The 26,607-nt window shown below is 61.4% G+C and carries 28 protein-coding genes; 17 read left to right on the top strand and 11 right to left on the bottom strand.

Annotated elements, in window-relative coordinates; translation table 11 throughout:
• Position 1 precedes the first annotated feature (1 nt).
• From cbiB to KIG99_RS10600, 6 genes are all read left to right on the top strand, one after another.
• Complete coding sequence (gene cbiB / locus KIG99_RS10625; protein ID WP_226461812.1) at positions 2 to 892, top strand: adenosylcobinamide-phosphate synthase CbiB; 891 nt, start codon at positions 2 to 4, stop codon at positions 890 to 892.
• Positions 885 to 1,877, top strand: a complete 993-nt coding sequence (gene cobD, locus KIG99_RS10620) for a threonine-phosphate decarboxylase CobD (RefSeq protein WP_226460144.1) — start codon at positions 885 to 887, stop codon at positions 1,875 to 1,877. The genes cbiB and cobD overlap by 8 nt, the downstream gene beginning before the upstream one ends.
• Positions 1,874 to 2,761, top strand: coding sequence for a cobalamin-binding protein (locus tag KIG99_RS10615; RefSeq protein ID WP_226460143.1), 888 nt, complete (start codon positions 1,874 to 1,876; stop codon positions 2,759 to 2,761). Before cobD ends, KIG99_RS10615 begins: the two co-directional genes overlap by 4 nt.
• A gap of 7 nt (positions 2,762 to 2,768) precedes the next feature.
• Positions 2,769 to 3,593, top strand: coding sequence for an ABC transporter substrate-binding protein (locus KIG99_RS10610; RefSeq protein WP_226460142.1), 825 nt, complete (start codon positions 2,769 to 2,771; stop codon positions 3,591 to 3,593).
• Positions 3,594 to 3,746: 153 nt separating this feature from the next.
• On the top strand, positions 3,747 to 4,655 hold the full coding sequence (locus tag KIG99_RS10605) for an ABC transporter substrate-binding protein (protein WP_226461811.1): 909 nt from the start codon (positions 3,747 to 3,749) through the stop codon (positions 4,653 to 4,655).
• Complete coding sequence (locus KIG99_RS10600; protein ID WP_226460141.1) at positions 4,652 to 6,745, top strand: diguanylate cyclase domain-containing protein; 2,094 nt, start codon at positions 4,652 to 4,654, stop codon at positions 6,743 to 6,745. The genes KIG99_RS10605 and KIG99_RS10600 overlap by 4 nt, the downstream gene beginning before the upstream one ends.
• A gap of 4 nt (positions 6,746 to 6,749) precedes the next feature.
• On the opposite strand, the gene KIG99_RS10595 is transcribed toward KIG99_RS10600, so the two are convergent.
• Both KIG99_RS10595 and KIG99_RS10590 read right to left on the bottom strand, forming a co-directional pair.
• On the bottom strand, positions 6,750 to 8,744 hold the full coding sequence (locus KIG99_RS10595) for a TonB-dependent receptor plug domain-containing protein (RefSeq protein WP_226460140.1): 1,995 nt from the start codon (positions 8,742 to 8,744) through the stop codon (positions 6,750 to 6,752).
• Positions 8,745 to 8,830: 86 nt separating this feature from the next.
• Positions 8,831 to 9,520: a PilZ domain-containing protein gene (locus tag KIG99_RS10590; protein ID WP_226460139.1), complete on the bottom strand. Its 690-nt coding sequence runs from the start codon at positions 9,518 to 9,520 to the stop codon at positions 8,831 to 8,833.
• A 159-nt stretch (positions 9,521 to 9,679) separates the two neighbouring features.
• On the opposite strand from KIG99_RS10590, the gene metX reads away from it, so the two are divergent.
• From metX to KIG99_RS10575, 3 genes are read left to right on the top strand one after another with little or no spacing between them, the layout of a single operon-like run.
• Entirely contained in the window at positions 9,680 to 10,804 is a 1,125-nt protein-coding gene (gene metX / locus KIG99_RS10585; RefSeq protein WP_226460138.1) for a homoserine O-succinyltransferase MetX, read from the top strand.
• Positions 10,801 to 11,415 (top strand): methionine biosynthesis protein MetW, encoded by a 615-nt coding sequence (gene metW, locus KIG99_RS10580; protein ID WP_226460137.1) that lies wholly within the window; start codon positions 10,801 to 10,803, stop codon positions 11,413 to 11,415. The genes metX and metW overlap by 4 nt, the downstream gene beginning before the upstream one ends.
• On the top strand, positions 11,415 to 12,683 hold the full coding sequence (locus tag KIG99_RS10575; protein ID WP_226460136.1) for an AmpG family muropeptide MFS transporter: 1,269 nt from the start codon (positions 11,415 to 11,417) through the stop codon (positions 12,681 to 12,683). Before metW ends, KIG99_RS10575 begins: the two co-directional genes overlap by 1 nt.
• Here the strand turns inward: KIG99_RS10575 and KIG99_RS10570 are convergent.
• From KIG99_RS10570 to KIG99_RS10550, 5 genes are all read right to left on the bottom strand, one after another.
• Positions 12,667 to 12,975 (bottom strand): hypothetical protein, encoded by a 309-nt coding sequence (locus KIG99_RS10570; RefSeq protein ID WP_226460135.1) that lies wholly within the window; start codon positions 12,973 to 12,975, stop codon positions 12,667 to 12,669. The two genes, KIG99_RS10575 and KIG99_RS10570, sit on opposite strands and share 17 nt — an antisense overlap.
• 2 nt (positions 12,976 to 12,977) lie before the next feature.
• Complete coding sequence (locus KIG99_RS10565; protein ID WP_226460134.1) at positions 12,978 to 13,271, bottom strand: YqjK-like family protein; 294 nt, start codon at positions 13,269 to 13,271, stop codon at positions 12,978 to 12,980.
• Positions 13,268 to 13,675, bottom strand: coding sequence for a phage holin family protein (locus tag KIG99_RS10560; RefSeq protein WP_226460133.1), 408 nt, complete (start codon positions 13,673 to 13,675; stop codon positions 13,268 to 13,270). Before KIG99_RS10560 ends, KIG99_RS10565 begins: the two co-directional genes overlap by 4 nt.
• A 4-nt stretch (positions 13,676 to 13,679) precedes the next feature.
• Complete coding sequence (locus KIG99_RS10555) at positions 13,680 to 13,994, bottom strand: DUF883 family protein (RefSeq protein ID WP_226441877.1); 315 nt, start codon at positions 13,992 to 13,994, stop codon at positions 13,680 to 13,682.
• 86 nt (positions 13,995 to 14,080) lie between these two features.
• Complete coding sequence (locus KIG99_RS10550) at positions 14,081 to 14,854, bottom strand: exodeoxyribonuclease III (RefSeq protein ID WP_226460132.1); 774 nt, start codon at positions 14,852 to 14,854, stop codon at positions 14,081 to 14,083.
• Positions 14,855 to 14,902: 48 nt separating this feature from the next.
• Between KIG99_RS10550 and pyrE the strand changes: the two genes are divergently transcribed.
• Positions 14,903 to 15,544 carry an orotate phosphoribosyltransferase gene (gene pyrE / locus KIG99_RS10545; protein ID WP_226460131.1) on the top strand — a complete coding sequence of 214 codons (642 nt, stop codon included), beginning with the start codon at positions 14,903 to 14,905 and terminating at the stop codon, positions 15,542 to 15,544.
• Complete coding sequence (locus KIG99_RS10540) at positions 15,531 to 16,178, top strand: hypothetical protein (protein WP_226460130.1); 648 nt, start codon at positions 15,531 to 15,533, stop codon at positions 16,176 to 16,178. The genes pyrE and KIG99_RS10540 overlap by 14 nt, the downstream gene beginning before the upstream one ends.
• Here the strand turns inward: KIG99_RS10540 and gatB are convergent, their stop codons facing one another.
• Genes gatB through gatC form a run of 4 tightly spaced genes read right to left on the bottom strand, consistent with a single transcriptional unit; the run spans position 16,179 to position 19,917 of the window.
• Positions 16,179 to 17,633, bottom strand: coding sequence for an Asp-tRNA(Asn)/Glu-tRNA(Gln) amidotransferase subunit GatB (gene gatB, locus KIG99_RS10535; protein WP_226460129.1), 1,455 nt, complete (start codon positions 17,631 to 17,633; stop codon positions 16,179 to 16,181). It abuts the gene before it with no gap.
• Positions 17,634 to 17,645: 12 nt separating this feature from the next.
• Positions 17,646 to 18,173 carry a hypothetical protein gene (locus tag KIG99_RS10530; protein WP_226460128.1) on the bottom strand — a complete coding sequence of 176 codons (528 nt, stop codon included), beginning with the start codon at positions 18,171 to 18,173 and terminating at the stop codon, positions 17,646 to 17,648.
• Between the two features lie 2 nt (positions 18,174 to 18,175).
• A complete protein-coding gene (gatA, locus tag KIG99_RS10525) occupies positions 18,176 to 19,633 on the bottom strand; it encodes an Asp-tRNA(Asn)/Glu-tRNA(Gln) amidotransferase subunit GatA (protein WP_226460127.1) in 1,458 nt (485 codons plus the stop codon).
• The gene (gene gatC, locus KIG99_RS10520) at positions 19,630 to 19,917 is read right to left on the bottom strand and encodes an Asp-tRNA(Asn)/Glu-tRNA(Gln) amidotransferase subunit GatC (protein ID WP_226460126.1); all 288 of its coding nucleotides are present in this window, start codon (positions 19,915 to 19,917) and stop codon (positions 19,630 to 19,632) included. Before gatC ends, gatA begins: the two co-directional genes overlap by 4 nt.
• A 106-nt stretch (positions 19,918 to 20,023) precedes the next feature.
• On the opposite strand from gatC, the gene KIG99_RS10515 reads away from it, so the two are divergent.
• Genes KIG99_RS10515 through KIG99_RS10490 form a run of 6 tightly spaced genes read left to right on the top strand, consistent with a single transcriptional unit; the run spans position 20,024 to position 26,592 of the window.
• On the top strand, positions 20,024 to 21,067 hold the full coding sequence (locus KIG99_RS10515; protein WP_226441869.1) for a rod shape-determining protein: 1,044 nt from the start codon (positions 20,024 to 20,026) through the stop codon (positions 21,065 to 21,067).
• Between the two features lie 30 nt (positions 21,068 to 21,097).
• Positions 21,098 to 22,030, top strand: coding sequence for a rod shape-determining protein MreC (mreC, locus tag KIG99_RS10510; RefSeq protein ID WP_226460125.1), 933 nt, complete (start codon positions 21,098 to 21,100; stop codon positions 22,028 to 22,030).
• Positions 22,030 to 22,551 (top strand): rod shape-determining protein MreD, encoded by a 522-nt coding sequence (gene mreD / locus KIG99_RS10505; protein ID WP_226460124.1) that lies wholly within the window; start codon positions 22,030 to 22,032, stop codon positions 22,549 to 22,551. The genes mreC and mreD overlap by 1 nt, the downstream gene beginning before the upstream one ends.
• A 14-nt stretch (positions 22,552 to 22,565) precedes the next feature.
• Positions 22,566 to 24,473, top strand: a complete 1,908-nt coding sequence (gene mrdA, locus KIG99_RS10500; protein ID WP_226460123.1) for a penicillin-binding protein 2 — start codon at positions 22,566 to 22,568, stop codon at positions 24,471 to 24,473.
• Positions 24,473 to 25,585 (top strand): rod shape-determining protein RodA, encoded by a 1,113-nt coding sequence (gene rodA, locus KIG99_RS10495; protein WP_226460122.1) that lies wholly within the window; start codon positions 24,473 to 24,475, stop codon positions 25,583 to 25,585. Before mrdA ends, rodA begins: the two co-directional genes overlap by 1 nt.
• A complete protein-coding gene (locus KIG99_RS10490) occupies positions 25,582 to 26,592 on the top strand; it encodes a septal ring lytic transglycosylase RlpA family protein (protein WP_226460121.1) in 1,011 nt (336 codons plus the stop codon). Before rodA ends, KIG99_RS10490 begins: the two co-directional genes overlap by 4 nt.
• Positions 26,593 to 26,607: the final 15 nt, after the last annotated feature.

Raw genomic sequence — 26,607 nt, 5'->3', positions numbered from 1 at the left:
CATGCCGCTCGCGGCGCTTGCCGCCGTGCTGCTCGACCGGGCGCTCGGCGAGGTGTCGCGCTGGCATCCGCTGGTCGGGTTCGGCAATCTGGCCGCCTGGCTGGAAGGCAAAATGAACCGGAATTCGCTGTTGACCGGTAGCCTGGCCTGGCTGCTGGCGGTCGGCCCCTGGGTGGCTCTGGCTTTTGCCCTGCGGCCGCTGGCGCCGTTTGCGGTCGATGTCGTACTGCTTTATTTCGCACTCGGCGCGCAGAGCCTGGGCGAACATGCCGAAGCCATCGTCGCGCCGCTGCAGGCCGGCGATCTGCCGGCGGCGCGGCAACGCGTCGGCTGGATCGTTTCGCGCGAGACAGCAACGCTCGACGAATCCGGGGTCGCCAAGGCGGCCTGCGAATCGCTGCTGGAAAACGGCAACGACGCGATCTTCGGCGCGCTGTTCTGGTTTGCGCTGCTCGGCGGCCCGGGCGCCCTGCTCTTTCGCCTGGCCAACACGCTGGATGCGATGTGGGGTTACCGCACCGAACGCTACAACCTGTTCGGGCGCTGCGCTGCACGTCTCGACGATGCGCTGAACTACATCCCGGCCCGTCTCACCGCGCTGTCCTATGCGCTGCTCGGCAAGACGTGTCTGGCGCTCGCTTGCTGGCGCAGCCAGGCGCCGGGCTGGGACAGTCCGAACGCCGGGCCGGTGATGGCAGCCGGCGCCGGTGCGCTCGGCGTCGCGCTCGGCGGCGCTGCCGTTTATCATGGCGAACTCGAAGTCCGGCCGCCGCTTGGCACCGGACCAGCGCCGGTCGCCAGCGACCTGCGGCGCGCCATTTCCCTGGTCAAAAACAGCCTCTGGCTGTGGTTGACCGTGCTGTTCATCATTACCGGAGCCCTGCATGCTTGAGCATGGCGGACGCCTGCGCGAAGCCGCAGCCCACTACGATATCCCGCTCGCCGACTGGCTCGACCTGTCGACCGGCATCAATCCCGAGGCCTGGCCGGTGCCGCCGTTGCCGCCGGAAGTCTGGCAACGCCTGCCGGAAGCCGGCGACGGCCTGGAAGCCGCGGCCGCCGCCTATTACGGCAACACCAACCTGCTGCCGGTCGCCGGCTCGCAGGCCGCCATCCAGTTGCTGCCGACCCTGCTGCCGCGCGCTGTCGTCGCCTGCATCAGCCCGATCTATGCCGAACACCCGCAGGCCTGGCAACGCGCCGGACATCGCCTGCGTTTTCTGCAGAATGCGACCCTGAGCCGTGCCCTGGGCGTCGCGACGCCTTACGTGCTGCTGTGCAACCCGAACAACCCGACCGCCGACCAGCATCCGCGCGCCGTCGCGGTCGACGCCGCGCAACAGCTCAAAAAGCGCGGCGGCTGGTTGATCGTCGACGAAGCCTTCATCGATCCGACGCCGGAGGAAAGCCTGGCCAGCCTGGCCGGCACCGAGGAGGCGCCTAACCTGATCGTGCTGCGTTCGCTCGGCAAGTTCTTCGGCCTGGCCGGCGCCCGCGTCGGCTTCGTCCTCGCCGCCCCCGACCTGCTCAACCGCATGCAGGAAGCGATGGGGCCGTGGACCATCGCCGGTCCGGCCCGCGCCGCGTCGCGGCTGGCGCTGCAGGACACAACCTGGCAAGCGGCGGCACGCGAGCGCCTGCACGCCGCCAGCCAGCGCCTGCACGCCTTGCTGAGCGCGCACGGCGAGGTCAGGAGCACGGCGCTGTTTGCGACGCTGACCTGCGACCAGCCGGCCGAACTGCATGAGTTCCTCGCCCGCCGTGGCATCCTGGTCCGCCGTTTCGAACAGCAGGCGCTGCTGCGCTTTGGCCTGCCCGATGGCGAGACCGCCTGGCAACGCCTGGGCGCCGCCCTCGGCGAATGGAGCCAGGCATGAAAATGCGCCTTTTTACGGCGTTGACCGCTGCGCTCGCCTGTTTGTCCGCCGCGCACGCCGATATCGTGGTGCGCGACGACAGCGGCCAGGATGTCCGCCTCAAGGCGCCGGCCCGGCGCATCGTCACGCTCGCCCCGCATTCGGCGGAAAGTCTCTACGCCGCTGGCGCCGGCACTTACCTGGTGGGCACCGTCGATTACAGCGACTACCCGCCGGAAGCGAAGAAGGTGGCGCGCGTCGGCGGTTATTCGCGCCTCGACCTGGAAGCCATCGCCGCCCTCAAACCCGACCTGGTCATCGCCTGGCAAAGCGGCAATGCCGCCGTCCAGATCGACAAGCTGCGCGCCCTCGGCCTGACCGTCTTCATCACCCAGCCCAACCTGATGGCCGATGTGGCCGTTCAGCTCGAACAGCTCGGCCAGCTGGCCGGCACGCAGGCGGTGGCCGATGCGGCGGCCGCCAGTTTCCGCCAGCGCATGGAAAAGCTGCGCGCCGCCAATGCAAGCAAACCCAAGGTACGCGTCTTTTACCAGATCTGGAAATCGCCGCTGATGACAGTCGGCGGCCAGCAGATCATCACCGATGCGATCCGCCTGTGCGGCGGCGACAACGTCTTCGGGCAGATGACCAAGATGGCGCCGACGGTCAGTGTCGAAGCGGTGCTTGAAGCCGACCCCGAAGCCATCATCGCCACCGGCATGGGTGACGCCCGGCCGGAATGGCTGCACGACTGGGACAAATGGACGCGCATGACGGCAGTCAAGCGTAATAACCTGTTCCACATCAACCCGGACATCATGCAGCGCCACACGCCACGCATTCTCGAGGGCGCCGAGAAACTTTGTGCGCACCTCGATGTCGCACGCAGTCATCGCCCGAAATGAAGCCCGCATGAGCCGCCTGCCGCAACGTATCGTCTGCCTGACCACCGAAACCGTCGAAGTGCTTTACGCGCTCGGCGAGCAGGATCGCATCGCCGGCATTTCCGGCTACACGGTACGGCCGCCGCAGGCGCGCAAGGAAAAACCCAAGGTCTATGCCTTCACCAGCGGCGACATCGACAAGATCCTCGCCGTGCAGCCCGATCTGGTGCTCACCTTCTCCGACCTGCAGGCCGACATCGCGCGCGACCTGATCAAGGCCGGCGTGCCGGTCTACGCCTTCAACATGCGCAGCGTGGACGACATCCTCGGCATGATCGAAACCCTGGGCCGGCTGGTCGGGGCCGAAGCCAAGGCAGCGGAACTGGTTGCCGAGTTGGAAGCGCAGATCGAGGCCGCCAGAGCCATTGCCGCCGAACGACTGGCGCGCAGCGGCCACCGGCCACGCGTCTATTTCGAGGAATGGGACGAGCCGAACATCACCGCCGTGCGCTGGGTGTCCGAGCTGATCGAGATCGCCGGCGGCACCGACATATTTCCCGAACGCGCCGGCTCGCCACTGGCGCGCGACCGCATCCTGGCCGAGCCGCTGGAAATCGTCCGGCGCGATCCGGAAGTCATCATCGGTTCGTGGTGCGGCAAGCACTTCCGGCCGGAGCGCATTTCTGCCCGTGCCGGCTGGTCGACCGTTACGGCGGTGCAAAACGGCCGCCTGCACGAAATCAAGTCGGCGATCATCCTGACGCCAGGCCCGGTCGCAATCAGCGAAGGCCTGCCCCTGCTCCTCGAACTGCTCGATTTCGCGCCGCCCGCGAAAGCACCGGCCGGTCGCTGAGCAGCCGTGCCGGAACGCTTTGCCATAGAGGTATTGCCGGCATCCGCATTATGCGGACACCCGACAGGCCGCCAGGCAAAAGCGCCCTTCCTGCATCAAGCCTGCGGATATCACGCATTGCTTTGGCATAGGACAACCCGCTATATTGTGCCGATGGTTCTGGCCACCCTGCGCCTCCTGTTCGTCTTTCTGTTGGTCGTTCCTCTGGCGCGGGCCGGCAACGTCGCGCTGGTACTCAGCGAATCGACCGGGCCCTATGCCGAATTCAGCGCCACCCTGCGCGATGCCCTTGATGGCAGCAACTGGAAACTGAGCCGCTACCCGGTCGGGCTCGATGCCGCCGAGGATGGCACGGAGCGCGCCGACCTGATCATCGCCGCCGGCAGCACGGCCTTGCGCCAGGTACTGGGCCGCGGCGGCAGCACACCGATTATCGCGACACTGATTCCGCGCCAGGTCTACGACAAGCTGGTCGCCGAAAGCGGCAGCCGCAACCGGCGCCTGACCGCCATCTATCTCGACCAGCCACCGGCCAGACAAGCTTCCTTTCTACGTCAACTGCTGCCCGGCAAAAACCGCATTGGCATGCTGATCAGCGCCGAAACCCGGCCGCAAAACAATCAGTTTCAACATGCCTTCAATGCGGCAGGCCTGATTCTCGACAGCGAGGAAAGCGATACCGACCGGACCCTGTTGCCAGCGTTGTCTACGCTCTTGTCCCGGGTCCACGTACTGCTCGCCACGCCCGACACCAACATCTACAAGCGCGACAACATCAAGGCCATCCTGGTCACCACCTACCGCCATCAGCGCCCGGTGGTCGCCTTCTCCGCTGCCCTGGTCAATGCCGGTGCGCTCGCCGCGCTCTACTCGACCCCGGCCCAGATTGCCCGCCAGAGCGCGGAACTTGTCCTTGCATTCACCAACACGCTGCCCGCGCCGATGCCGCCCAGCCAGTTTGCCGTCCAGATCAACCAGAACGTCGCCCAGGCGCTCAACCTCAATCTCCCCGACGAAGCCGATATCCGCCGCGCCATGCTCGCCGACAAGGATGCCCGATGACTCGCCTCAACCTCCGCCAGCGACTCTTGCTGCTCTCGCTCCTGCCAAGTGCCGCTATCGCCATTACGCTGGTCTCCTATTTCACGCTGAGCGGTATCCAGACCCTGGAAGGCGAATTGCGCACCAAGGCACTCGCCACCGTGCGTTATCTCGCCCAGATCAGTGAATACGGCATCATTTCCGGGCAAATCGAGAGCCTGCACGGGCTGGCCCAGACCACCATCCAGGAATCGGATGTCAAGGCAACCATCATCGTCAGTCCGAAAGGCCGCGCCATTGCCGTCGGCGGCCGCGTTTCGCTGGCCAGCGAGATCCTCCGCCAGTCGCTGGACGGACCGAAAATGGTCACCGAAACCGAAAGCTGGATCGCCTTCGGCGCGCCCGTGCTGCGCTCGCAGAACGAAAGCGACGCGCTGTTCGAGCCGGTATCGAGCAACACCAAGCCAACCCCGCCGGAAGTGATTGGTCATGTTTTCATCGAATTCGACAAGACCGAACTGATCAATCAGCAGCGCGAGTTGCTGCTGCGTGGATTGATCATTGTTTTCATCGGACTGATCGGCATTGCCCTGCTCGCGATTGCCATGGCCGACAGCCTGGCCCGCCCGCTCAAGCGCCTTGTCCAGGCAGTACGCGAGATGTCCTCGGGACGCCTCGACACGCGCGTGCCGACTCATTCGAGCGCCGAACTCGGCATTCTCGAACATGGCTTCAACGAGATGGCCAACCACCTCGAGGAAGTCCATCACTCGATGCAGAGCCGGATCGAGGAGGCCACCGCCCAACTCGCTTTCCAGGCCCGCCACGATGCGCTGACCGGCCTGCTCAACCGGCGCGAGTTCGAGAACCGCCTGGATAAGGCGCTCTCGGCCGTCCAGGCCGGCGGCGAGGAATTCAGCGTCCTGCTGCTCGACCTCGACCGCTTCAAGCCGGTCAATGACACCTGCGGCCACCTGGCCGGCGACGAACTGTTGCGCCAGATTTCGCAACTGTTCCAGGGGCGCCTGCGTGAAGAAGACACCCTGGCCCGCCTCGGCGGCGACGAATTCGGCATCATCCTCGCCAACTGCAGTGGCGCCCGCGCCCGGCAGGTGGCAGATGACATCTGTGGCCTCGCCGGTGCCTACCGCTTCATCTGGCAGGACAAGGTTTTCGCGATCGGCGCCAGTATCGGTCTGACGCCCGTCAGCCGGCGGGTACGCAACATCAATGAAGTCCTCGCCGCCAGTGACTCGGCCTGCTACCGCGCCAAGGAAAGTGGTCGCAACCAGGTCTGTGAGCAGGAAACCAGCAACGTGCCGGAACGCCGCCAGGAGAGCAACAACTGGGCCGGACGCATTGCCAGCGCGCTGGCCGAAGACCGCCTGCTGATCGAGGCCCTGCCGCTCAAGGCGCTGCAAAATGACGCCCCCGGCTATCACTACGTCGAACTGAGCGCCCGTCTGCATGAACCGGGGCAAGCGCCGATTGCGCTGTCGGCCCTGATCGATGCGGCGGAACGCTATGATCTGGCGTCAAGCATCGACCAGCGTTTCATAGAAACGGCGATTAATGCCATCGACCGCGCGCGCCGCCACAACAAGCAATTGCACTGCCTGATCCCGCTCTCCCGCACATCGCTCGGCCGCCGCGCGATCATCGACTTGATTGCCCGCAACCTGGCCCGCCACAACCTGCCGGGCGACGGGCTTTGCCTGATTTTTTCGGAAGATGTGACGACGCACCACAACAGCCAGGCACTCGAATTCTCGCGCCAGGTCCGCGCCCTGGGTTGCCAGGTCGGGCTCGACGACTTCGGTGGCGGACTCTCTTCGTTCAGCCACCTGCGTGCCATTGCACCGGCCTGCGTCAAACTGAGCCGCAGCCTGACCCGCGACCTCGGCGGCAATCGCGCCTCGACGGCACTCTTGCGTGCGGTGCAGGAAATCACCGCCGATCTCGACATTCACTCGATCGCCGACAACATCAACGATCCGGCAAAGCTGCAGCAACTCGAAGAACTCGGTATCAGCTATGCCCAGGGACTGGCGGTGGCGCCCTGCGAACCCTTCGAAGTATGGCTGGAAGGCGCCGTTATCCGCTCCGCCTGAACGGCTAGTAATCCAGTCGCAGGCTCAGCCACTGACGACGTTCGACGAGACGTCCGTCGGGATTATTAATGCTGGACTTGTATTCGCTGTGGGTGCCGTTCAGCGACTGCACGGTAAGCGCAAACTCACCGCGTAAACCACTAAAACGGAAGGGATAGCCCAGGCGCGCATCGTAACGTTGGTATTTGACTGAAGAGGTATTCGTTGTCCACTTCATCATGTCCTGCCAGTATCCGGCGATCGAAAAATCAAGTCCGAACGGTAATTTCTGCATCAACAGGAGTGAGCTTGAGCGCCGCGGCATTGAATGCTCGGTGAAGTAATCGATTTTCTGTGCATCGGACGCATTGGCCAGCGTCGATCCCGACAAACCCAAGGCCGAAGCAAGGTAATCCGCATCGGCCCGGGTAAAGGCCTGATTGACAAGCAAACGAGTATTGTCAAAAGGTTGCCATTTGAACTGATATTCGACACCGTAGATGTGGATATTCTGTATTGGTACCGTGGCATCCGGCAAAGTGGTATCCGGTACTGAGGCTCCGGTTCCCAAATCTATTCTGAACAATCGATCATAGATTTTTTCACTGAACAGCCGTACATCCAGACTCGCCCGCCAGTCACGCCAGTCACCCAGATAACCGACCTCAACCGTATCCAGGCGCTCCGACGGAAGACTTCGATTCCCTTGATACACGTTATAAATCAACGTGTTAGCAAGTATCACCTTCGCATTGCCAAGATAGTCAACCGTACTGCTATTTCGATACGCTCTTGACACCCCGAGTCTGAGCGTATTTTCTGCATTCAGGTGAAAGTTGGTACTTAGCCTGGGGGACAGGTGAAATCCGGCCAACGAATCATTTTCTCCTGCAATACCGACATTGCCGGTAAACCATCGGACAGGCTTCCACTCCAGATTACCGAACAAACGACTGACATCTCGATGCACCATCCCTCGCCCTGACAAGGACCACTTCGAACGAGTCCCATCATCACGCCAGCTTGCCCCCCAGGCAAGGCGTGCGGATTCCGCCATTTTCAGACTATGCTGGAGCTCAATCTCATGCCGAACCCCCTCGTCACCCGACTGATTAAAAACATAACTCTGACCCGGAATGCTGACTGAAAAAGCATCGCTTGATCGATCCTCAACATAGGAATAGCGCACTTGCAGGTCTGAACCAGGAGAGAACACCCGGCGCCACAAGAGCTGGACATAAATATCCTTTTGTTTGAGGTCGCGTATCGGGTCGCCGTCAATCGGCGGCAAACCGGGAATAGAAATCATACTGCCCAGCCGACCAACCTGGCTCACGCCTTCCGCCTGCCCCAGACTAACCTGCAGACTATCTCGATCGGACAAGGAAAAATCGGCCCGTAGATCAACCAGTCGAGAAAAATATGAATCAACCCAGTCGTAACGATTAGTCAGACCGTCGTCATTCTGCTGTTTGAAAGTGAAACGAAAATCGCCTGTTTCCCCGATTTTTCCGCCTAACCTGAAGTTGTAATCGCGGACATTCTGGTTGCCGAAACTGGTCGACAGCGAAAGACCATGCGTCAGCGCTGGATCAACCGTAATGATGTTAATCACGCCAAGGAAGGCATTGCTGCCGTAAGAGACGGCATTGGTACCGCGCACGACCTCGATACGCTCGATATCGTCCAGTGCCACCGGCAAGGTTGCCCAATTGACGCCACCGCCGAACAGGGGCGAATACATCGAACGCCCGTCGATCAAAACCTGTACTCGCGCCCCATACTCGCCCTCCCCCATCCCGTGATAGCTGACCCGCGCCGTCTCAGTCGTATTCGGATAAGTCTGGAAGCCGGGCACCAGACGAAATATATCGTTCAGATCGCGCGCACCGGATGCCTTGATGATGTCGCGATCGATCACCGTCACTGCCGTCGGTGCATCGGCCAGTCTTTGCGGCAGACGACTGACCGATGCAACAACCGGCAGATCGCTGAAATAAATGGCTTCATCTTCGGCCATGGCTGCTGTCGCAAGACACAGTAGCCCCACAGGAAAAAGGAGACGCGGACACGATTTGGCAAAAATTTTTACGGGAAACAAGGGGTTCAAGGACCTTCAACCTCACCCGCGATGGCCAGAGCCAGATTCCAGGCGCCGGAGAATGCCTCCGACCGGGCGCCAATCGTCACACCATGCAAGCTCGTTGCCGCCCGACACAATGCCAGGCCAGCCTGATCGACAGTCGTCACGCCGGCAAGGTCCATTTCGTGAATGCCGACCCGGGTCAGGGCATGCATGAAATCACTCTCCAAAGCGCCATTCAGACCGCCGGAAATACGCATCACCTTGCGCCCGGCCAGGTCGTTGACCGACAGGATCGAAGCTTGTCCGGAAGCCAGGGCTGAGCTGATCGCGTCGTCAATGATGATCTGGTTGATCGGCCCAGTCTGGAAACGCGCACCGAACAAATCGCCAACCCGACTGACCACGGTCACCGGAACGTCGATCACGGGCGACCCGAACAGCGAAAACTCGCAACCGGCCACGTGGCCGATATCCAGTTCAAGGGCCGTACGCACCATCAAACCAGAGAGCGAAAGATTGACAATGGCACCTTCGCCGATACTTCCGCCGTAACCAATCTGTATCGGTGGCGGATTGCCAAAACGAATACGCTGATGCCGCCGTTGTTCAAGCAGGTTAGTTGCCACAATTCCCCCAATATCTGACGCTTTTCTGCATCTTAACAAAACTTCCCCTGTCGGCCGCGATTTGCTCAGGGACGGCCATTTCATTGACTTTTCACGGGCTGCTCGGTATTGTCTGCCACACGCTGGCAACATGCCAGCCGCGCCGATTTGAGCTCTGATTGCGGGCGCTTCTAAATACAGCTAAAACGGGAACCGCCCAGTTCGCGTTTTTCAGCCAACTGGGTTTTTGTTTTCAGGAACAGTATGTCAGGACATTCCGTCGGCGCCGTCGAATCACAACGCGCCCATTTCGACCAACCGCTGCATCTGCGCAGCGGCGGGATTCTGCCAGCCTACGATCTGGTCTATGAAACCTACGGCACGCTCAATGCGGCCAAGTCGAACGCCATCCTCGTCTGTCACGCGCTGTCCGGCCACCATCACGTTGCCGGCCACTACGCCGACCAGCCGGACAACATCGGCTGGTGGGACAACATCATCGGCCCCGGCCGACCGCTCGATACCGAGCGTTTCTTCATCGTCGGCCTGAACAATCTCGGCGGCTGTCACGGCTCGACCGGCCCGTCGTCAATCAATCCCGCCACCGGCAAGCAATGGGGCGCCGATTTCCCGATCGTCGCGGTCAATGACTGGGTACATGCCCAGGCACGGCTGGCCGACCGGCTCGGCATCGACAGCTGGGCCGCCGTCATGGGTGGCAGCCTGGGCGGCATGCAGGCCCTGCGCTGGAGCATCACCTACCCGGAGCGCGTCCGCAACGCCATCGTGATCGCCGCCGCACCCAAGCTCTCGGCGCAGAACATCGCCTTCAACGACGTCGCGCGCCAGGCCATCCTGACCGACCCCGACTTCCACGGCGGCAATTACTACCAACACAACACCCGACCGGTGCGCGGCCTGCGCCTGGCCCGCATGCTCGGCCACATCACCTATCTGTCGGACGACCAGATGGGTGAGAAATTCGGTCGCGAACTGCGCAACAGCGCATTTTCCTTCGGTTTCGACGTCGAGTTCGAGGTTGAATCCTATTTGCGCTACCAGGGCGACAAGTTCGCCGGCTATTTCGACGCCAACACCTATCTGCTGATGACCAAGGCGCTCGACTATTTCGATCCGTCGCGCGAGGACGACGGCGATCTCAACAAGACCCTGGCGCGCACCAAGGCCAATTTCCTGATCGCCTCCTTCACTACCGACTGGCGCTTCACGCCGGCCCGCTCCAAGGAAATTGTCGCCGCTCTGCTGGCAGCACGCCGCAACGTTTCCTACGCCGAGATCGACCTCAACTTCGGCCACGACTCCTTCCTCATGGAAGACGCCCAGTATCACGGCGTCGTCGACGCCTACCTGCGGAACATCAAGCTATGACCACGCACACCCTGGGCCGCCCCGATTTCGCGGTGATTGCCGGCTGGGTCGAGCCAGGCCACCGTGTACTCGACCTCGGTTGCGGCGACGGCACGCTGCTGAAGCACCTCATCGAGACACGCGGCGTCAGCGGCGTCGGTGTCGAGATCGATGACGCCAACGTGCTCGCCGCGATCAAGAACGGCATCAATATCATCCAGGGCAACCTGGAAAAAGGCCTCGACGAATTCGCCGACCAGGCCTTCGACCACGTCGTGCTGTCGCGCACCCTGCAGACCGTGCGCCACACCGAAGGGATCCTGCGCGAAATGCTGCGCGTCGGCCGCGAAGCCGTCGTCTCCTTCCCCAATTTCGCCTACTGGAAGAACCTGCGCTCGGTGCTCGACGGCCGCATGCCGGTTTCCGAAGACCTGCCTTATGAGTGGTACGACTCGCCCAACGTGCGTTTCTTCACATTGCTCGACTTCGAAGCCCTGTGCGCCAGGATGGGCCTGATCATCCGCGAGCGCAGCGTACTCGATGAAGAAGGCAATCCGGTTACCTGCAGCGCCGACCGCGACGTTAATTTCCTCGGCAGCCTGGCGGTTTACCGCCTGACCCAGCCGCGCTGATGCCGGCCTGGCTCGCCGCGCTGCTCACCCGGAAGATGCTGATCTGCATCTTCACCGGCTTTTCCTCCGGCCTGCCCCTCTACCTGTTGCTCAACCTGCTGCCGGCCTGGCTGCGCAGCGAGGGCATCGACCTCAAGACCATCGGTTTCTTCGCGCTGATCCAGTTTCCCTACACCTGGAAATTTCTCTGGTCACCGTTGCTCGACCGTTTCAGCATCCCGGGTTTCGGCCGCCGGCGCGGCTGGATGCTACTGACCCAGATCGGCCTGCTGCTGACCATCGGTTTCATGGGCGGGCTGAGCCCGAAAGACAACATCTGGCCGATTCTCTGGCTGGCCACGCTGCTCGCCTTCCTGTCCGGCACCCAGGACATAGCGGTCGACGCCTTCCGGCGCGAGATTTTGCGCGACGACGAACTCGGCCTTGGCAATGCCGTGCATGTGAACGCCTACCGCATCGCCGGTTTGATTCCCGGCTCGCTGTCGCTGATCCTGGCCGACCGCCTGCCGTGGCACGAAGTATTCTGGATTACCAGCGCCTTCATGCTGCCCGGCATGGCCATGGCCTGGCTGGTCAGCGAACCGCTGGTCAGGGGCGCCCCCAAGACCCTGCGCCAGGCCGTCACCGAGCCGTTTCACGAATTCATGGGACGTCAGGGCTGGCGCGGCGCCCTGCTGATCCTCGGCTTCATCTTCCTGTACAAGGTTGGCGACAGCCTGTGCACGGCGCTGGCTACCCCCTTCTACCTCGACATGGGCTTTACCAAGACCGACATCGGCCTGATCGCCAAGCATGCCGGGCTGTGGCCGGCCGTCATCGGTGCCCTGCTCGGCGGCCTGTGGATGGTCAAACTGGGCATCAACCGGGCGCTGTGGTTGTTCGGGGTGGTCCAGCTGGTGTCGATTTTCGGCTTTGCCTGGCTGGCCGCACAAGGCCATTACGACAGTATCGGCGCCAACGAACGCATCGCGCTCGCCTTCGTGATCGGGCTGGAAGCATTCGGGGTCGGTCTGGGTACGGCGGCCTTCGTCGCTTTCATCGCCCGCTCGACCCACCCCGCCTACACGGCAACGCAGATGGCCTTGTTCACGAGTCTGGCTGCCGTGCCGCGCACCTTCATCAATGCCTCGGCCGGCTGGCTGGTCGAAGCACTGGGCTGGTTCAATTTCTTCTGGCTGTGCGCCGCACTGGCCATCCCCGGCATGTTGTTGCTACTGAAAGTGGCCCCCTGGAATACGCGGGCCGAATCGGTCAGTCTCGGCGGTTAAGGCGGCGCCGGTCCAGCCACCAGGCATAAGCCGGCAACAGGAAAACCGAGCCTGGCAACATCAATACAATCAGGTAAGGGGACAAATGCGCCATCCGGCGCAGATGGCTGATGATTTCTTCTTTTTCTTCCAGCGACCAGTGACCGCCGTTGCGCGCCTTCATCAACAGCGGCATCAGGCCACGCACCGCAGCAAATTCCGTCTGTATGCGCTGCGCTTCGCGCCGCTGCGACCTAAGAATCTGCTGCCACCAGGCTGGTGCAGATGCCTCGACAGGATCGCCCCCGGCCACGCCTAGGAACTCGCCAGCAACTTGTTGCGTATTGCCTGCCACCCTCGCCAGACAAAGAAACCACGCTTCGCCCAGCGCCACGCTGCCTTGGGCCTGACGACAACAACAGCCGCAACCGCCGCCACGATGGCGGCCGGGTGCTGCTTCAGCCAGTCAATACCTTGCAGCGCCGCATCACCACGCGCCAAAGCCGACTCCAAAGGCGCCACGTGCTGGCCAAGCAACCGCCGTTGCTCGTCAATGCGCGCCTTGAGAGCGCCATGCCGCATGGCGAGAGCGAGAGCTTTCTCGTTCATTCCGGCTTTTGCGCGTAGCGACGCAATTGCTCGATATCGGCTTCCAGTTCGGACAAGCTGGAACGCAGAAGCTTGCTCGGACGTGCCGCCTGCGTCTTCAACGATGCAACCAGCATCAGCCCGCCAGCGATGAACAGCACGGCAAAAATGCCGAAGACCAATACGCGCTGTTCCCAGAACAGCAGGGCCAGACAGAAAACCGCCATGATCACGCCAACGGCGAGCAGAAACGCCGCGCCGATTGCCTTCGACCACATCGACATGAGGCGGATTTTCTCCTCCTCAAGTTCGGTGATCAGCAGCTCGGCGCGCGTCTTGCCGATCGCGACCAGCGTCGCGATCATGTTTTTCAGGGAGGCAAAGAGGCCTTCGCGGCCACCTTCACCGCCCGCATCCTGCAGCATGCGCTTAGCGACGACCGATCAGGACGCCGAGCGCGAGACCCAGAGCAGCGGCAACGCCAACGGCCTTCCACGGCTGGTCATGTACGAAATCATCGGTGGCACGAGCAGCAGCCTTGGTCTTGTCGACCAGGATGGCTTCGGCATCGGCCAGACGTTCCTTGGCATCGCGCAGACGCAGTTCAATCTTGGTACGCAGTTCGCCCACCTTTTCACCGGCAGCACCGGCAGTGGCGCGCAGGATTTCTTCGGCATCGGAAACAACGGCCTTCAGGTCGGAAACCAGCTTGTCTTTGTTGGCAGCGCTCAGTTCTTGGGACATTTTTCAACCTCGTTGATGACAGTTAAGCAAGGGGTACAGGTTAGCCCGTCCGTCTCGCGAAATCAATTCGCATCCGGGCTTTTAATCTAATCGTAATCAACAATCAGCGGCGCGTGATCGGAAAAACGCTCGGCCTTGTAGACCGAAGCATCCTTGGCCAGTGCGGCAATCCCCGGCGTCGCGATCTGGTAGTCGATGCGCCAGCCGACATTCTTGGCCCAGGCCTGGCCGCGATTGCTCCACCAGGTGTAGCAATCATCGGTCGTCGCGGGATAAAGCCGGCGATAGACATCGACCCAGCCCTGCTCGTCGAATACCCGGCTCAGCCAGGCGCGCTCCTCGGGCAGGAAACCGGAGTTTTTCTGGTTCGATTTCCAGTTTTTCAGGTCAATTTGCTGATGCGCGATATTCCAGTCGCCGCAAAGCACGATTTCCCGACCTTCGGCCCGCAGGGCAAGCATTTTCGGGAAGAACAGATCAAGAAAACGGAACTTTGCTTCCTGGCGCTCGGGCGACGAGGAGCCGGACGGCAAATACAGCGAAATCACCGACAGGTTGCCGAAATCGGCCCGGATATACCGCCCTTCGGCATCGAATTCACCACCGTCAAAGCCCTCGATGACGCGATCCGGCTTGCTCCGGCTCCAGATACCGACGCCGCTGTAGCCCTTTTTCTCGGCACAGTGATAAAAGGCATGCATGCCGTCGGGCTGCAGCATTTCGGGCGAAAGATCAGGCAATTGTGCCTTCAGTTCCTGCAGGCAGATGATGTCGGCCTGTTGGGCAACCACCCAGGGCAACACATTTTTACTCCAGGCGGAGCGTATACCGTTGAGATTCAGGGAGATGATGCGTAACATTGGGCAATGTACCGGTCAGCGCAGACTGACCACAGGAAATGGAAAAATATGGACTTTCGTCAGGATTTCATCGAATTCGCGGTCGACTGCAAAGTTTTGCGCTTTGGCGAATTCAAGACCAAGGCTGGACGGCTCTCGCCTTATTTCTTCAACGCCGGTTTGTTCAACGATGGCAATTCGCTCGGCCGTCTCGCCGAATTCTACGCGAAAGCTGCTGAAACCGGCGGCATCCAGTTCGACATGCTGTTCGGCCCGGCCTACAAGGGAATTCCGCTGGTTGCAGCGATCGCCGTTGCCCTCGCCGGCCGCGGCAGCAACTTCCCCTTTGCCTACAACCGCAAGGAAGCCAAGGATCACGGCGAAGGCGGCACCATTGTCGGCGCCCCGCTCAGCGGCAAGGTACTGATCGTTGATGACGTGATCTCGGCCGGCACCTCGGTACGCGAATCCGTCGAGATGATCCGTGCCGCCGGTGCGACCCCGGCCGGCGTGCTGATTGCACTCGACCGCCAGGAACGCGGCCTGGGCGATTTGTCCGCTGTCCAGGAAGTCCAGCGCGATTACGGCATCCCGGTGATCGCCGTTGCCGGCCTGGCTGACCTGATGGCCTTCCTCGAGCACCATTCCGAGTTTGCATCGTATCGCGATGCCGTCGCTCGCTACCGCGAACAGTACGGTGTCAGCGTCTAAATTCCTGCTCGCACCGTTCCTGCTCCTGCTCGCCATTCCGGCCCAGGCAGGCGGTGAGTTTTATTGCTGCCAGGATGCCAGCAACGGGCGCCGGGTGTGTAGCGACACGCTTCCGGACCAGTGTCGGGGCCGCCCCTATCGCGTGCTCGACAGCGGCGGCAACGTCATCAAGGAAGTCGGCCCGCCGCTGACACCGGAAGAAAAGGCGCAACAGGTGCTGGAAAACCAGCGCAAAAAACAGCTGGACGAAGCGGCTCGCGAACAGCAGCGCAAGGATCAGGCCCTGCTTGATACCTATGCGACGCCGCAGGATATCGACCTTGCCCAGCGCAAGGCCGAGAACGACCTCAACCTGGCGATTGCCGCCACCCAGGCCAAGATCGACAACGCGACGAAAAATCGCAAGAAGCTGGCCGACGAAGCAGAGTTTTATAAAAAGAAGCGTCTGCCGCCCGAACTGGAAAAAAATCTACGGGCCGTCGAGCACGAGATCAAGGTCGAGCAGGAACTGCTCGATATCAAGAAGCACGACATGGAAACCATCCGCAACAAGTATGAAGCGGATCGCAAGCGCTACCAGGAACTGACTGGCCGGCGCAGCCCAGGCGCCCCGGCCAGACCCGTCATCCGCTGATCAGCCTGCCAGCTTGGCGCGCAACAGATCATTGACCTGCTGCGGATTGGCCTTGCCCTTGGCCGCCTTCATCACCTGACCGACCAGCGCATTGAACGCCTTTTCCTTGCCGGCGCGGAATTCTGCGACATTGGCGGCATTCGCAGCGAGGACTTCATCGACCAGCGCCTCGATGGCGCCCGTATCGGTAATCTGCTTCAAGCCCTGCTTCTCGATGATCTCGTCGGCCGTCTTGCCTTCACCGGTCCACAGTCCATCGAACACCTTTTTCGCGATGTTGTTGGAAATGGTGTTGTCGGCGATACGCAGAATCAAGCCGCCCAGTTGTTCGGCGCTGACCGGCGAAGTGCTGATTTCCTGGCCCTCCTTGTTGAGGCGTGCCGCCAGGTCGACCATCACCCAGTTGGCGCAGGGCTTGGCATTGGCCTTGCCGGCAACCGTAACGGTAGACTCGAAATAAGCGGCCATTTCCTGGCTGGCGGTCAGCGTCGTCGCGTCGTACACCGATAGACCGAACTCGCTGACGAAGCGTTCGCGCTTCTGCACCGGCAGCTCGGGCAACTCGCTACGCACGCGGGCGAGCCACTCATCGGAAATGATCAGCGGCAGCAGGTCGGGATCGGGGAAATAGCGATAGTCGTGCGCGTCTTCCTTGCTGCGCATCATCCGCGTCTCGCCGCTGTCCGGATCGAACAGCACGGTCGCCTGCTGGATCCGGCGGCCTTCCTCGATCTCGTTGATCTGCCACTGCACTTCGAAGTCGATGGCTTCCTTGAGGAAACGGAAGGAATTCAGGTTCTTGATTTCGCGGCGCGTGCCGAACTCGGCCTGGCCTTTCGGGCGCACCGAAACGTTGGCGTCGCAGCGGAACGAGCCTTCCTGCATGTTGCCGTCGCAGATGCCGATCCACTGGACCAGCGCGTGCAGGGCCTTGGCGTAGGCGACGGCTTCATCGGAGGAGCGCATGTCCGGCTCGGTGACGATTTCGAGCAGCGGCGTGCCGGCACGATTGAGGTCGATACCCGACTTGCCGTGAAAATCCTCGTGCAGCGATTTGCCGGCATCTTCTTCAAGGTGGGCACGCGTCAGGTGCACGACCTTTTCGTAGGCCTTGTCGCCCTGACCAACCTGTACCGCGATCTGGCCGCCGACGACGACCGGCAGGTCCATCTGGCTGATCTGGTAACCCTTGGGCAGATCCGGGTAGAAGTAGTTCTTGCGGGCGAAAACCGACTTGCGGGCGACTTCGGCGTCAATCGCCAGACCGAAGCGGATGGCGCATTCGACGGCCTGCTTGTTGAGCACCGGCAAAACGCCGGGCAAAGCGAGGTCGACCGCACAGGCCTGCGTATTGGGTTCAGCCCCGAAAGCCGTCGAGGCGCCGGAGAAAATTTTCGAAACGGTCGCCAGCTGCGCATGCGTTTCGATGCCAATCACCACTTCCCACTGATTCATAATGTCATCCGTTCAGAAACAACGTCCCGATTTCGCCTCGACCATGATCGGCCAGAGGTAGCTGAAAGCATCCCCGTCGCAGGCTTTCGGGCAACTGTTGAAAGCAATCGTCATCTTGGCGCCCTGCTCCCACATGCGGACCTGGCAGCCCTGATCTTTCTTGTGGCGGAGCAGCGGCTGCGGCATTTTTTCCACCTGCTCGAAGTCGTTCAGGTTGAAGCGGCAGGCACCGTAACCCTTCATCGTCACCTGGGCGCTGAAGCTCTTGATCAGCGACTCCTTGACCAGCAGGTCGAGCTGGGTCGTCGTACCGACCGCATCCTTGTGCGAGCACTTCGACTTGACGTTGAGCGGACGCGTCGGCTGCGGCTTCAGGTTGCGGTTGGCCAGGTACTTCAGGGTCGAATTCTTGAATTTCGGTTCGCTGCTGACCGCTGACGCTTCCTTCTCCGGTTCGGCAGAAACCACCGGTTCCGGTTGCTTCTCGACCTCGGCGCAACCGGCCGCCAGCATAACCAGCAGCCACCAAGCTGCCTTCATGTTCAGACCAGACCGGCCGGCCGACGCTGATGCCAGTCCGTTGCCTGCTGATAACGATGTGCGACATTGAGCAACTGCGCTTCGGCAAAATAATTACCGACCAGTTGCAAGCCCACCGGCAAACCGCCGACAAAACCGCAAGGTACCGACATGCCAGGCAGACCGGCCAGATTGACCGCAATCGTGTAAATGTCCGACAGGTACATCTGCACCGGATCGGCCGCCTTTTCACCGAGCTTGAAGGCGGTGGACGGCGAAGTCGGCCCCATGATCACGTCGCAGGACTTGAAGGCTTCGACGAAGTCGTTGGCGATCAGGCGGCGGATGCGCTGTGCCTGCAGGTAGTAGGCGTCGTAGTAGCCGTGTGACAGCACGTAGGCACCGATCATGATGCGGCGCTTGACCTCGGCGCCGAAGCCCTGGGCGCGGCTCTTCATGTACATGTCGTCGAGATTGCCGTAATCCTCGGCGCGGAAACCGTAACGCACCCCGTCGAAACGCGACAGGTTGGAACTGGCTTCGGCCGGCGCGATGACGTAATAGGCCGGCACCGACAGGTGGGAATTGGGCAGCGAAACCTCGACGGTCGTTGCACCCAGCTTTTCGTATTCGGCAATGGCGGCACGCACGGCTGCCATCACGGCGGCATCACAACCTTCGCCAAAGAATTCCTTGGGCAGGCCGATGCGCAGGCCGGCGAGCGGCTTTTCCAGATCACGGCTGTAATCTTCGCGCGGACGCTCGAGCGAGGTCGAGTCGCGCTCGTCGAAACCGGCCATGCTGTTGAGCAGCAGCGCACAGTCTTCGGCGCTGGCCGCCATCGGGCCGGCCTGGTCGAGCGAGGATGCGAAGGCAATCATGCCGTAGCGCGAGACCACGCCGTAAGTCGGCTTGAGGCCGGTCAGATTGCACAGCGCCGCCGGCTGACGGATCGAACCGCCGGTATCGGTACCGGTTGCGGCCGGCGCCAGACGCGCGGCCACGGCTGCCGCCGAACCGCCGGACGAGCCACCAGGCACGCGTTCGCTATCCCAGGGATTGCGCACCGGGCCGAAGAACGAGGTTTCGTTCGACGAGCCCATCGCGAATTCGTCCATGTTGGTCTTGCCCAGCGAAACCAGGCCGGCTTCGCTTTCCATCTTGCGGATCACCGTCGCATCGTAGGGCGAGACGAAATTGGCCAGCATCTTCGAACCGCAGGTCGTGCGCCAGCCTTCGGCACAGAAGATGTCCTTCTGGGCGATCGGGATACCGGTCAGCAGGCCGGCATTACCGGCAGCAATACGCGCATCGGCGGCGCGGGCGGAATTGAGGCTTTTTTCGGCGTCGACCGTTACGAATGCATTCAGCGTCGGATTCAGGCGCGCGATGCGCTCAAGAAACAGTTGGGTCAGCTCGACGCTGGAAATCTGCTTCGCGGCCAGGGCCTGCGACAGCTGTTTGAGGCTGGCATTGATCATTCGATCACCTTCGGCACGAGGAAGAGACCGGCTTCGCTTTCCGGAGCGATCGCCAGGAAGGCGGCCCGACCATCGACTTCACTGACCACGTCGGCGCGCAAACGCTGACTGAGATCCTGTGCGTGCGCCATCGGCTCGACGCCGGCGGTGTCTACGGCCTGCATCTGCTCGATCAACTGGAAGATGCCGTTGAGGTGGGTTTGGGTGGAGAGCGCTTCGGATTCGCTGACCTCGATACGAGCGAGATGGGCGATGCGCTGAACCTGTTCTAATGTGAGCGACATGGCTGCCAAAGACTTTATTGCGGCGCACAAAGTCTTAAAATGGAAAGCGTTATAAGGTATCATAAAAGTTTTCCCTACCGCACCCCCCCCAGCGGAGTCACAGCAGATGTTCGGTTTCCTCAGTAAATATTTCTCAAACGATCTGGCCATCGACCTTGGCACAGCGAATACGCTGATTTATGTTCGCGGTCGCTCCATCGTCCTCGATGAGCCTTCGGTCGTCGCCATCCGCCTCGAAGGCGGCCCCAATGCCAAAAAAACCATCCAGGCCGTCGGCAAGGAAGCCAAGGAAATGCTTGGCAAGGCACCGGGTAGCATCACCGTCATTCGTCCGATGAAGGACGGCGTGATCGCTGACTTCACCGTCACCGAACAGATGCTCAAGCAATTCATCAAGAAGGTGCATGACTCGAAGCTGTTCAGCCCGAGCCCGCGCATCATCATCTGCGTGCCCTCCGGTTCGACCCAGGTTGAACGCCGCGCCATCCGCGAATCCGCAATCGGTGCCGGCGCCAGCCAGGTTTACCTGATCGAGGAACCGATGGCTGCAGCAATCGGTGCCGGCCTGCCGGTTGCCGAAGCGACCGGCTCGATGGTCGTCGATATCGGCGGCGGCACCACCGAAGTCGGCGTCATCTCGCTGGGCGGCATGGTCTATGCCGGCTCCGTGCGCGTCGGCGGCGACAAGCTCGACGAAGCCATCATCAATTACATCAGCCGCAACTACGGCATGATGATCGGCGAGAACACCGCCGAGAACATCAAGAAAAACATCGGCTCCGCCTTCCCGGGCGCCGAAGTCCGTGAAATGGAAGTTTCCGGCATAAACAAGGCCGAGGGCATCCCGCGCAAGTTCACGATTTCGTCCAACGAAATCCTTGAAGCACTGACCGACCCGCTCAACCAGATCGTTTCCGCCGTCAAGTCGGCGCTGGAAAAGACCCCGCCCGAACTCGGTGCCGACATTGCCGAAAAGGGCATGGTCCTGACCGGTGGCGGCGCCCTGTTGCGCGACCTCGACCGTCTGCTGATGGAAGAAACCGGTCTGCCGGTGATCGTTGCCGACGAACCGCTGACCTGCGTTGCCCGCGGTTGCGGCATGGCGCTGGAAAAGATGGACAAGCTCGGCAGCATTTTTGCCTCGGACTGACCGTTGACCGCTGCACGACAGGCTTGAGCGATGGCCGGCATCGACCACGCACCGCCACCGTTCTTCAAGCGAGGGCCAGCACCGCTGGCCCTTCTGACTTTCTACATCGCCATTTCACTGGCGGTGTTCGTGCTCGACCTGCGTTTCCGCAGCCTCAACCTGCTGCGCCAGAGCATCACCCTGCTCATCGACCCGGTACAGCGCGTCGCCCAGACACCGGGCAGCCTGGTCGATTATGCCAACAACTATCTGCAGGGCCTGCAGGCACTGCAGCAAGAGAACAACGCGCTCAAGCACGCCCAGCTCAACACCGCCCCCAACCTGCAACGCCTGATCCAGCTCGAGGTGGAAAACGAGCGCCTGCGCAAATTGCTCAGCGTCAAGGAACGCGAAAAGGCCAACGGCCAGGTTGCCCAGATTCTCTACACCGCCCGCGACCCCTTCTCGCGCAAGGTCATCGTCGACAAGGGCCAGCAGTCAGGCATCGTTGCCGGCCAGCCGGCCATCGATGAAACCGGCGTCGTCGGTCAGGTGACTCGCGTCTTCCCCTTCTCGGCCGAAATCACGCTGATTACCGACAAGGATCAGGCGGTGCCGGTCCAGATCGTGCGCAGCGGCCAGCGCTCGGTCGTCTTCGGTCTCGGCAACGGCCAGCTCGAACTGCGCTACATGCCGGCCAATGCCGATGTCCAGGAAGGCGACATCCTGGTGACGTCAGGCCTCGACGGCATCTACCTGCCCGGTTTCCCGGTTGCCAAGGTAATTAATATCGAGCGCGACAGCGCCTACTCGTTTGCCCGCATCTTCTGCGTGCCGGTGGCCGGCGTCGAGAATTTCGGCGAAATCATGGTCCTCGATCCTCGCCAGCCCTTGCCGCCGGCTCCGCCTGAATCCGCCAGCCGGGAAAGCGGCAGCGACAAGATGACGGTCCGCCAGAAGAACCGCGCGAAAAAGACCAACTGATGCAACCGACCTTCTCCTCTTCGCGCATCCTGCTCCCGGTTCGCCCCTGGTTCATTTTCCTGAGCCTGATTGCCGCCGTTCTGCTCAATTTTCTGCCGACCTCCCACTGGCCGGCCATGCCCGACTGGGTAGCGCTCGTGCTCTGTTTCTGGAGCGTGCGTGAATTCCGTCGCGTCGGCATGGGCTGGGCCTTCATTCTCGGCCTGCTGATGGATGTCGCCGATGGCTCGGTACTTGGCCAGCATTGTTTTGCCTATGTCCTGCTCGCCTATGTCTCGACCGCCGCTTCCCGTCGCCTGCTCTGGTTTCCGCTCGCGCAGCAAGCCCTGCAGGTCATGCCGCTGCTGGTCGGCGCCCAGCTTGTCCAGGCCTTGATGCGCCTGGCGGTCGGTGCCGAATTCCCCGGACTGAGTTATTTCATCGGGCCGCTCATCGCCGCCCTGCTCTGGATTCCTGCCACCTTCATCCTGCTTTTGCCGCAATACCAGCCGGTCGAGCAGGATCCTGATCGACCGATCTGAACAGGTGGCGACCCGTGGGTGATTTCCACAATCCCGAAGCCGATCTCGACCGCTTTCGTTTCCGTTCCGGCTTTGCGGCTATCGCCGTCCTGCTCGCCTTCTCGCTGCTGCTCGGCCGCTTTGTCTGGCTGCAGGTCATCCAGCATGATTTCTATCAGACACGCGCCGAGGACAACCGGATTGCGCTGATTCCCATTGTGCCCAACCGGGGCGTCATTACCGACCGCAACGGCACGGTCCTGGCCCGCAATTACTCGGCCTTCACGCTGGAAATCACGCCCTCCCGCGTTCCCGATCTGGAAGTCGCCATCGACGAGCTGGCGGCCATCATCGATATCCAACCCAAGGACAGGAAGCGCTTCAAGCGCCTGATGGACGAGGCGAAAAATTTCGAATCCATCCCGATCCGGACCCGCTTGACCGATGCCGAAGTCGCCAAATTTGCCGCCCAGCGTTATCGCTTTCCCGGTATCGAGGTGAAGGCCCGGCTTTTCCGCCAGTATCCGCTTGGCACGGTCGCCTCGCATGCCATCGGCTATATCGGCCGAATCACCGACCGCGACCTGAAATGGATCGAGGAGGCCGAACAGCAGGCCATGTTCAAGGGCACCGACCACATCGGCAAGACCGGCCTGGAACAGCACTACGAGTTCGAACTGCATGGCCAGACCGGCTACGAGGAAGTCGAGATCGATGCTGGCGGCCACGCCTTGCGCAGCCTAAAACGCATCCCGCCGGTTTCCGGCAACAATCTGGCCCTGACCCTGGATGCCAAGCTGCAGGAAATCACCGAGCAGGCTTTCGGCGACCGCAAGGGCTCGCTGGTCGCCATTGAGCCATCGACCGGCGGCATCCTGGCCCTGGTCTCCAACCCGACCTACGACCCGAACCTTTTCGTCGACGGCATCACGCCGGACAACTGGAAAGAACTCAACGAGCATCCGAGCAAGCCCATGGTCAACCGCGCCATCAATGGCGCCTACCCCCCCGGCTCGACCTTCAAGCCCTTCATGGCACTGGCCGCACTGGAAATGGGAAAACGCACGCCCAGCCAGGCAATCAGCGACCCCGGTTTCTACAATTTCGGCAACCACCAATTCCGCGACGACAAAAAGGGCGGGCATGGCATCGTCGACATGTACAAATCCATCGTCCACTCATGCGATACCTACTATTACATGCTGGCCAACGACATGGGTATCGACAATATCGCCAAGTTCATGGGCCAACTCGGCCTCGGCCAGCGCACCGGTGTCGATCTCGGCAAGGATGAATACGGCGAATCCAAGGGCGTACTGCCCTCGCAGGAATGGAAAAGGCAGCGCTTCAAAAAGCCGGAACAGCAGAAATGGTACGCCGGCGAAACCATTTCGATCGGTATCGGCCAGGGTTACAACGCTTACACCCCGATCCAGCTCGCCCAGGCGACAGCGACGATTGCCAATAATGGCGTGATGTTCCGACCGCACATCGTGCATCACATCATTGACACCAAGACCGGGCAGAAACGCCTGATCGAACGGCAGCCCATCCGCGACCTCAATCTCAGGCCGGAAAATGTCGAGGTGATCCGCCGCGCCATGGTCGGCGTGAACAAGGAAGGTACCGGCGCCCGCGCCTTTGCCGGCGCCCCCTATGAAGCCGCCGGCAAAACCGGTACGGCACAGGTCTTCTCACTGAAAGGGGCACAATACAAGGAGGGTGGCGTCAAGAAGGAACTGCGCGACCACGCCCTGTTCATCGCCTTTGCGCCGGCCAACAATCCGAAAATCGCCCTCGCCGTGCTGGTCGAGAATGGTGGCTTTGGCGCCCAGTCGGCGGCGCCGATCGCCCGCATGGTCATCGACTACTATCTGCTCGGCAAATTGCCGGCCGGCGCCGCGCCCGAAGACAGCGCCGCCGTCGAAGAGGAGGTCGAATAATGATTGATGTTGTCGGAACCTTGCGGCGCGGCTGGCAGCAATTGATTGCCCATATCGACTTTCCGCTGTTCTGCATCACGCTGGCAATCATGGCAATCGGCCTGGCCACCGTGCATTCGGCAACCTTTGACGGCAACCAGCGGGTTTTGTCGCAGGCCGGCAACATGGGCGTGGCCATGATCATCATGTGGTTCGTTTCCCGCCTGCCGCCACAAAAGCTGATGAGCTTTGCGATTCCGCTTTATGTGCTCGGCCTGGTTCTGCTCGTCGCCGTCTTTCTCTTCGGCATCAAGATCAACGGTGCCCGCCGCTGGCTGTCGCTCGGCTTCACCCGTATCCAGCCATCCGAGATCATGAAGATCGCGATGCCCCTGATGCTGGCCTGGTATTTCCAGAAATACGAAGCAACGCTCAGATTCAAACATTACGTCGTCGCGGCCCTGCTGCTGATTGTCCCGTTTGCCCTGATCGCCAAGCAACCCGACCTTGGTACCGCACTATTGGTTGGCGCCGCCGGTTTTTACGTCATTTTCTTCGCCGGCCTGCCCTGGAAGATCATCATCGGCATGATCGTCGTCGGCGCCTCCGCCGCCCCCTTCATCTGGGGCATGCTGCATGACTATCAGCAAAAGCGCATCCTGACCCTGATCGACCCAACCACCGACCCGCTCGGTTCGGGCTATCACATCATCCAGGCGACCATCGCGATCGGTTCGGGCGGCGCCATCGGCAAGGGCTATTTGAACGGCACGCAGACCCACCTCGAATTCATCCCGGAAAAGCACACCGACTTCATTTTTGCGGTCTTCTCGGAAGAATGGGGACTGATGGGCAACCTTGTGCTGCTCTTCCTCTACACCATGCTGATCGGACGCGGCCTGATGATCGCCTCGGCGGCGCCAACCCTGTTCTCGCGCCTGCTCGCCGGTGCCATTACACTCGGCTTCTTCACCTACGCCTTCATCAACATGGGCATGGTCAGCGGTATCCTGCCGGTCGTCGGCGTGCCGCTGCCCTTCATGAGTTATGGCGGCACGGCGCTGGTAACCCTGTTCCTCGGTATCGGCATGCTGATGTCGATCCATACCCACCGCATGCTGGTCAAGAAATGATCTGGCGCCTTCTCCCGGCCACGCTGCTCGTCTCGCTGCTTGCCGCCTGCGGCGGTTCGCCGCGGTACCCGGAGCGGGAGACAACGGTCGACACGGCAAAAAGCCCAATTTCCAGAGCGCCGACGCCAACCCGGAAACCCGGCGTGACGCTGAAGCGGGGCGGCGGTTTCTACAAGGATGACGGCCCGGCCGACGAGATTCCGGACGGTCTCGACGATATTCCTGACGCGGAACCGAAATGGGAGCCGCTGCACAAGCCGGCGACGCGTCCCTATGTCGTGCTCGGCAAGGAATACGTACCGAATACCGCCGTCAAACCCTACAAGGCGCGCGGCATCGCCAGCTGGTACGGCAAGAAATTCCATGGCCAGAAGACATCCATCGGCGAGCCCTACGACATGTTCGCGATGACCGCGGCGCACCCCACCCTGGCCTTGCCGTCCTATGTCCGTGTTACGCATGCCCAGAGTGGCAAGTCGGTCATCGTGCGCATCACCGACCGCGGCCCCTTCCACGCCGATCGCGTCATCGATCTGTCCTATACCGCCGCCTACAAGCTCGGCCTGATCAATGGCGGCAGTGGCCTGGTCGATGTCGAAGCGATCATTCCGGGCGAAGCGACCGGCGTCACCTATGCCCAGATCTCGCCGCAAAAGCCCGTCACCAGCCCGACCGGCACAGACGATATCGAGCAGATGGCGATGCGCATGCGCCAGGAAGAACGCCCGGTACAAACCTCCAGCAGCAGCGACAGCACAGGTGAAAAGAGCGTCGCCAAAGGTGTCTATCTGCAACTGGGCGCCTTTGCCAATGCCGACAATGCCGAAAATCTGAAAAACCATTTGAGCCGTGAACTCGACTGGCTCAATGAAAGCATGCAGGTCAATCAAGGGGCCGGCATTCATCGCCTGCAAATCGGCCCCTACGCCAATCGTAGCGACGCCGACAAGGTCGCGGAAAAAATCCGCAGCACGCTCGGTTACAAGCCGACCGTCGTCATCCGCTGAGCCAGACACCGGCTC

The sequence above is a fragment of the Quatrionicoccus australiensis genome (genome assembly GCF_020510425.1).
Lineage (GTDB): Bacteria > Pseudomonadota > Gammaproteobacteria > Burkholderiales > Rhodocyclaceae > Azonexus > Azonexus australiensis_A.
Note: the sequence above shows the minus strand (reverse complement) of the source record. Positions and strands in the feature narration are given on the sequence as shown.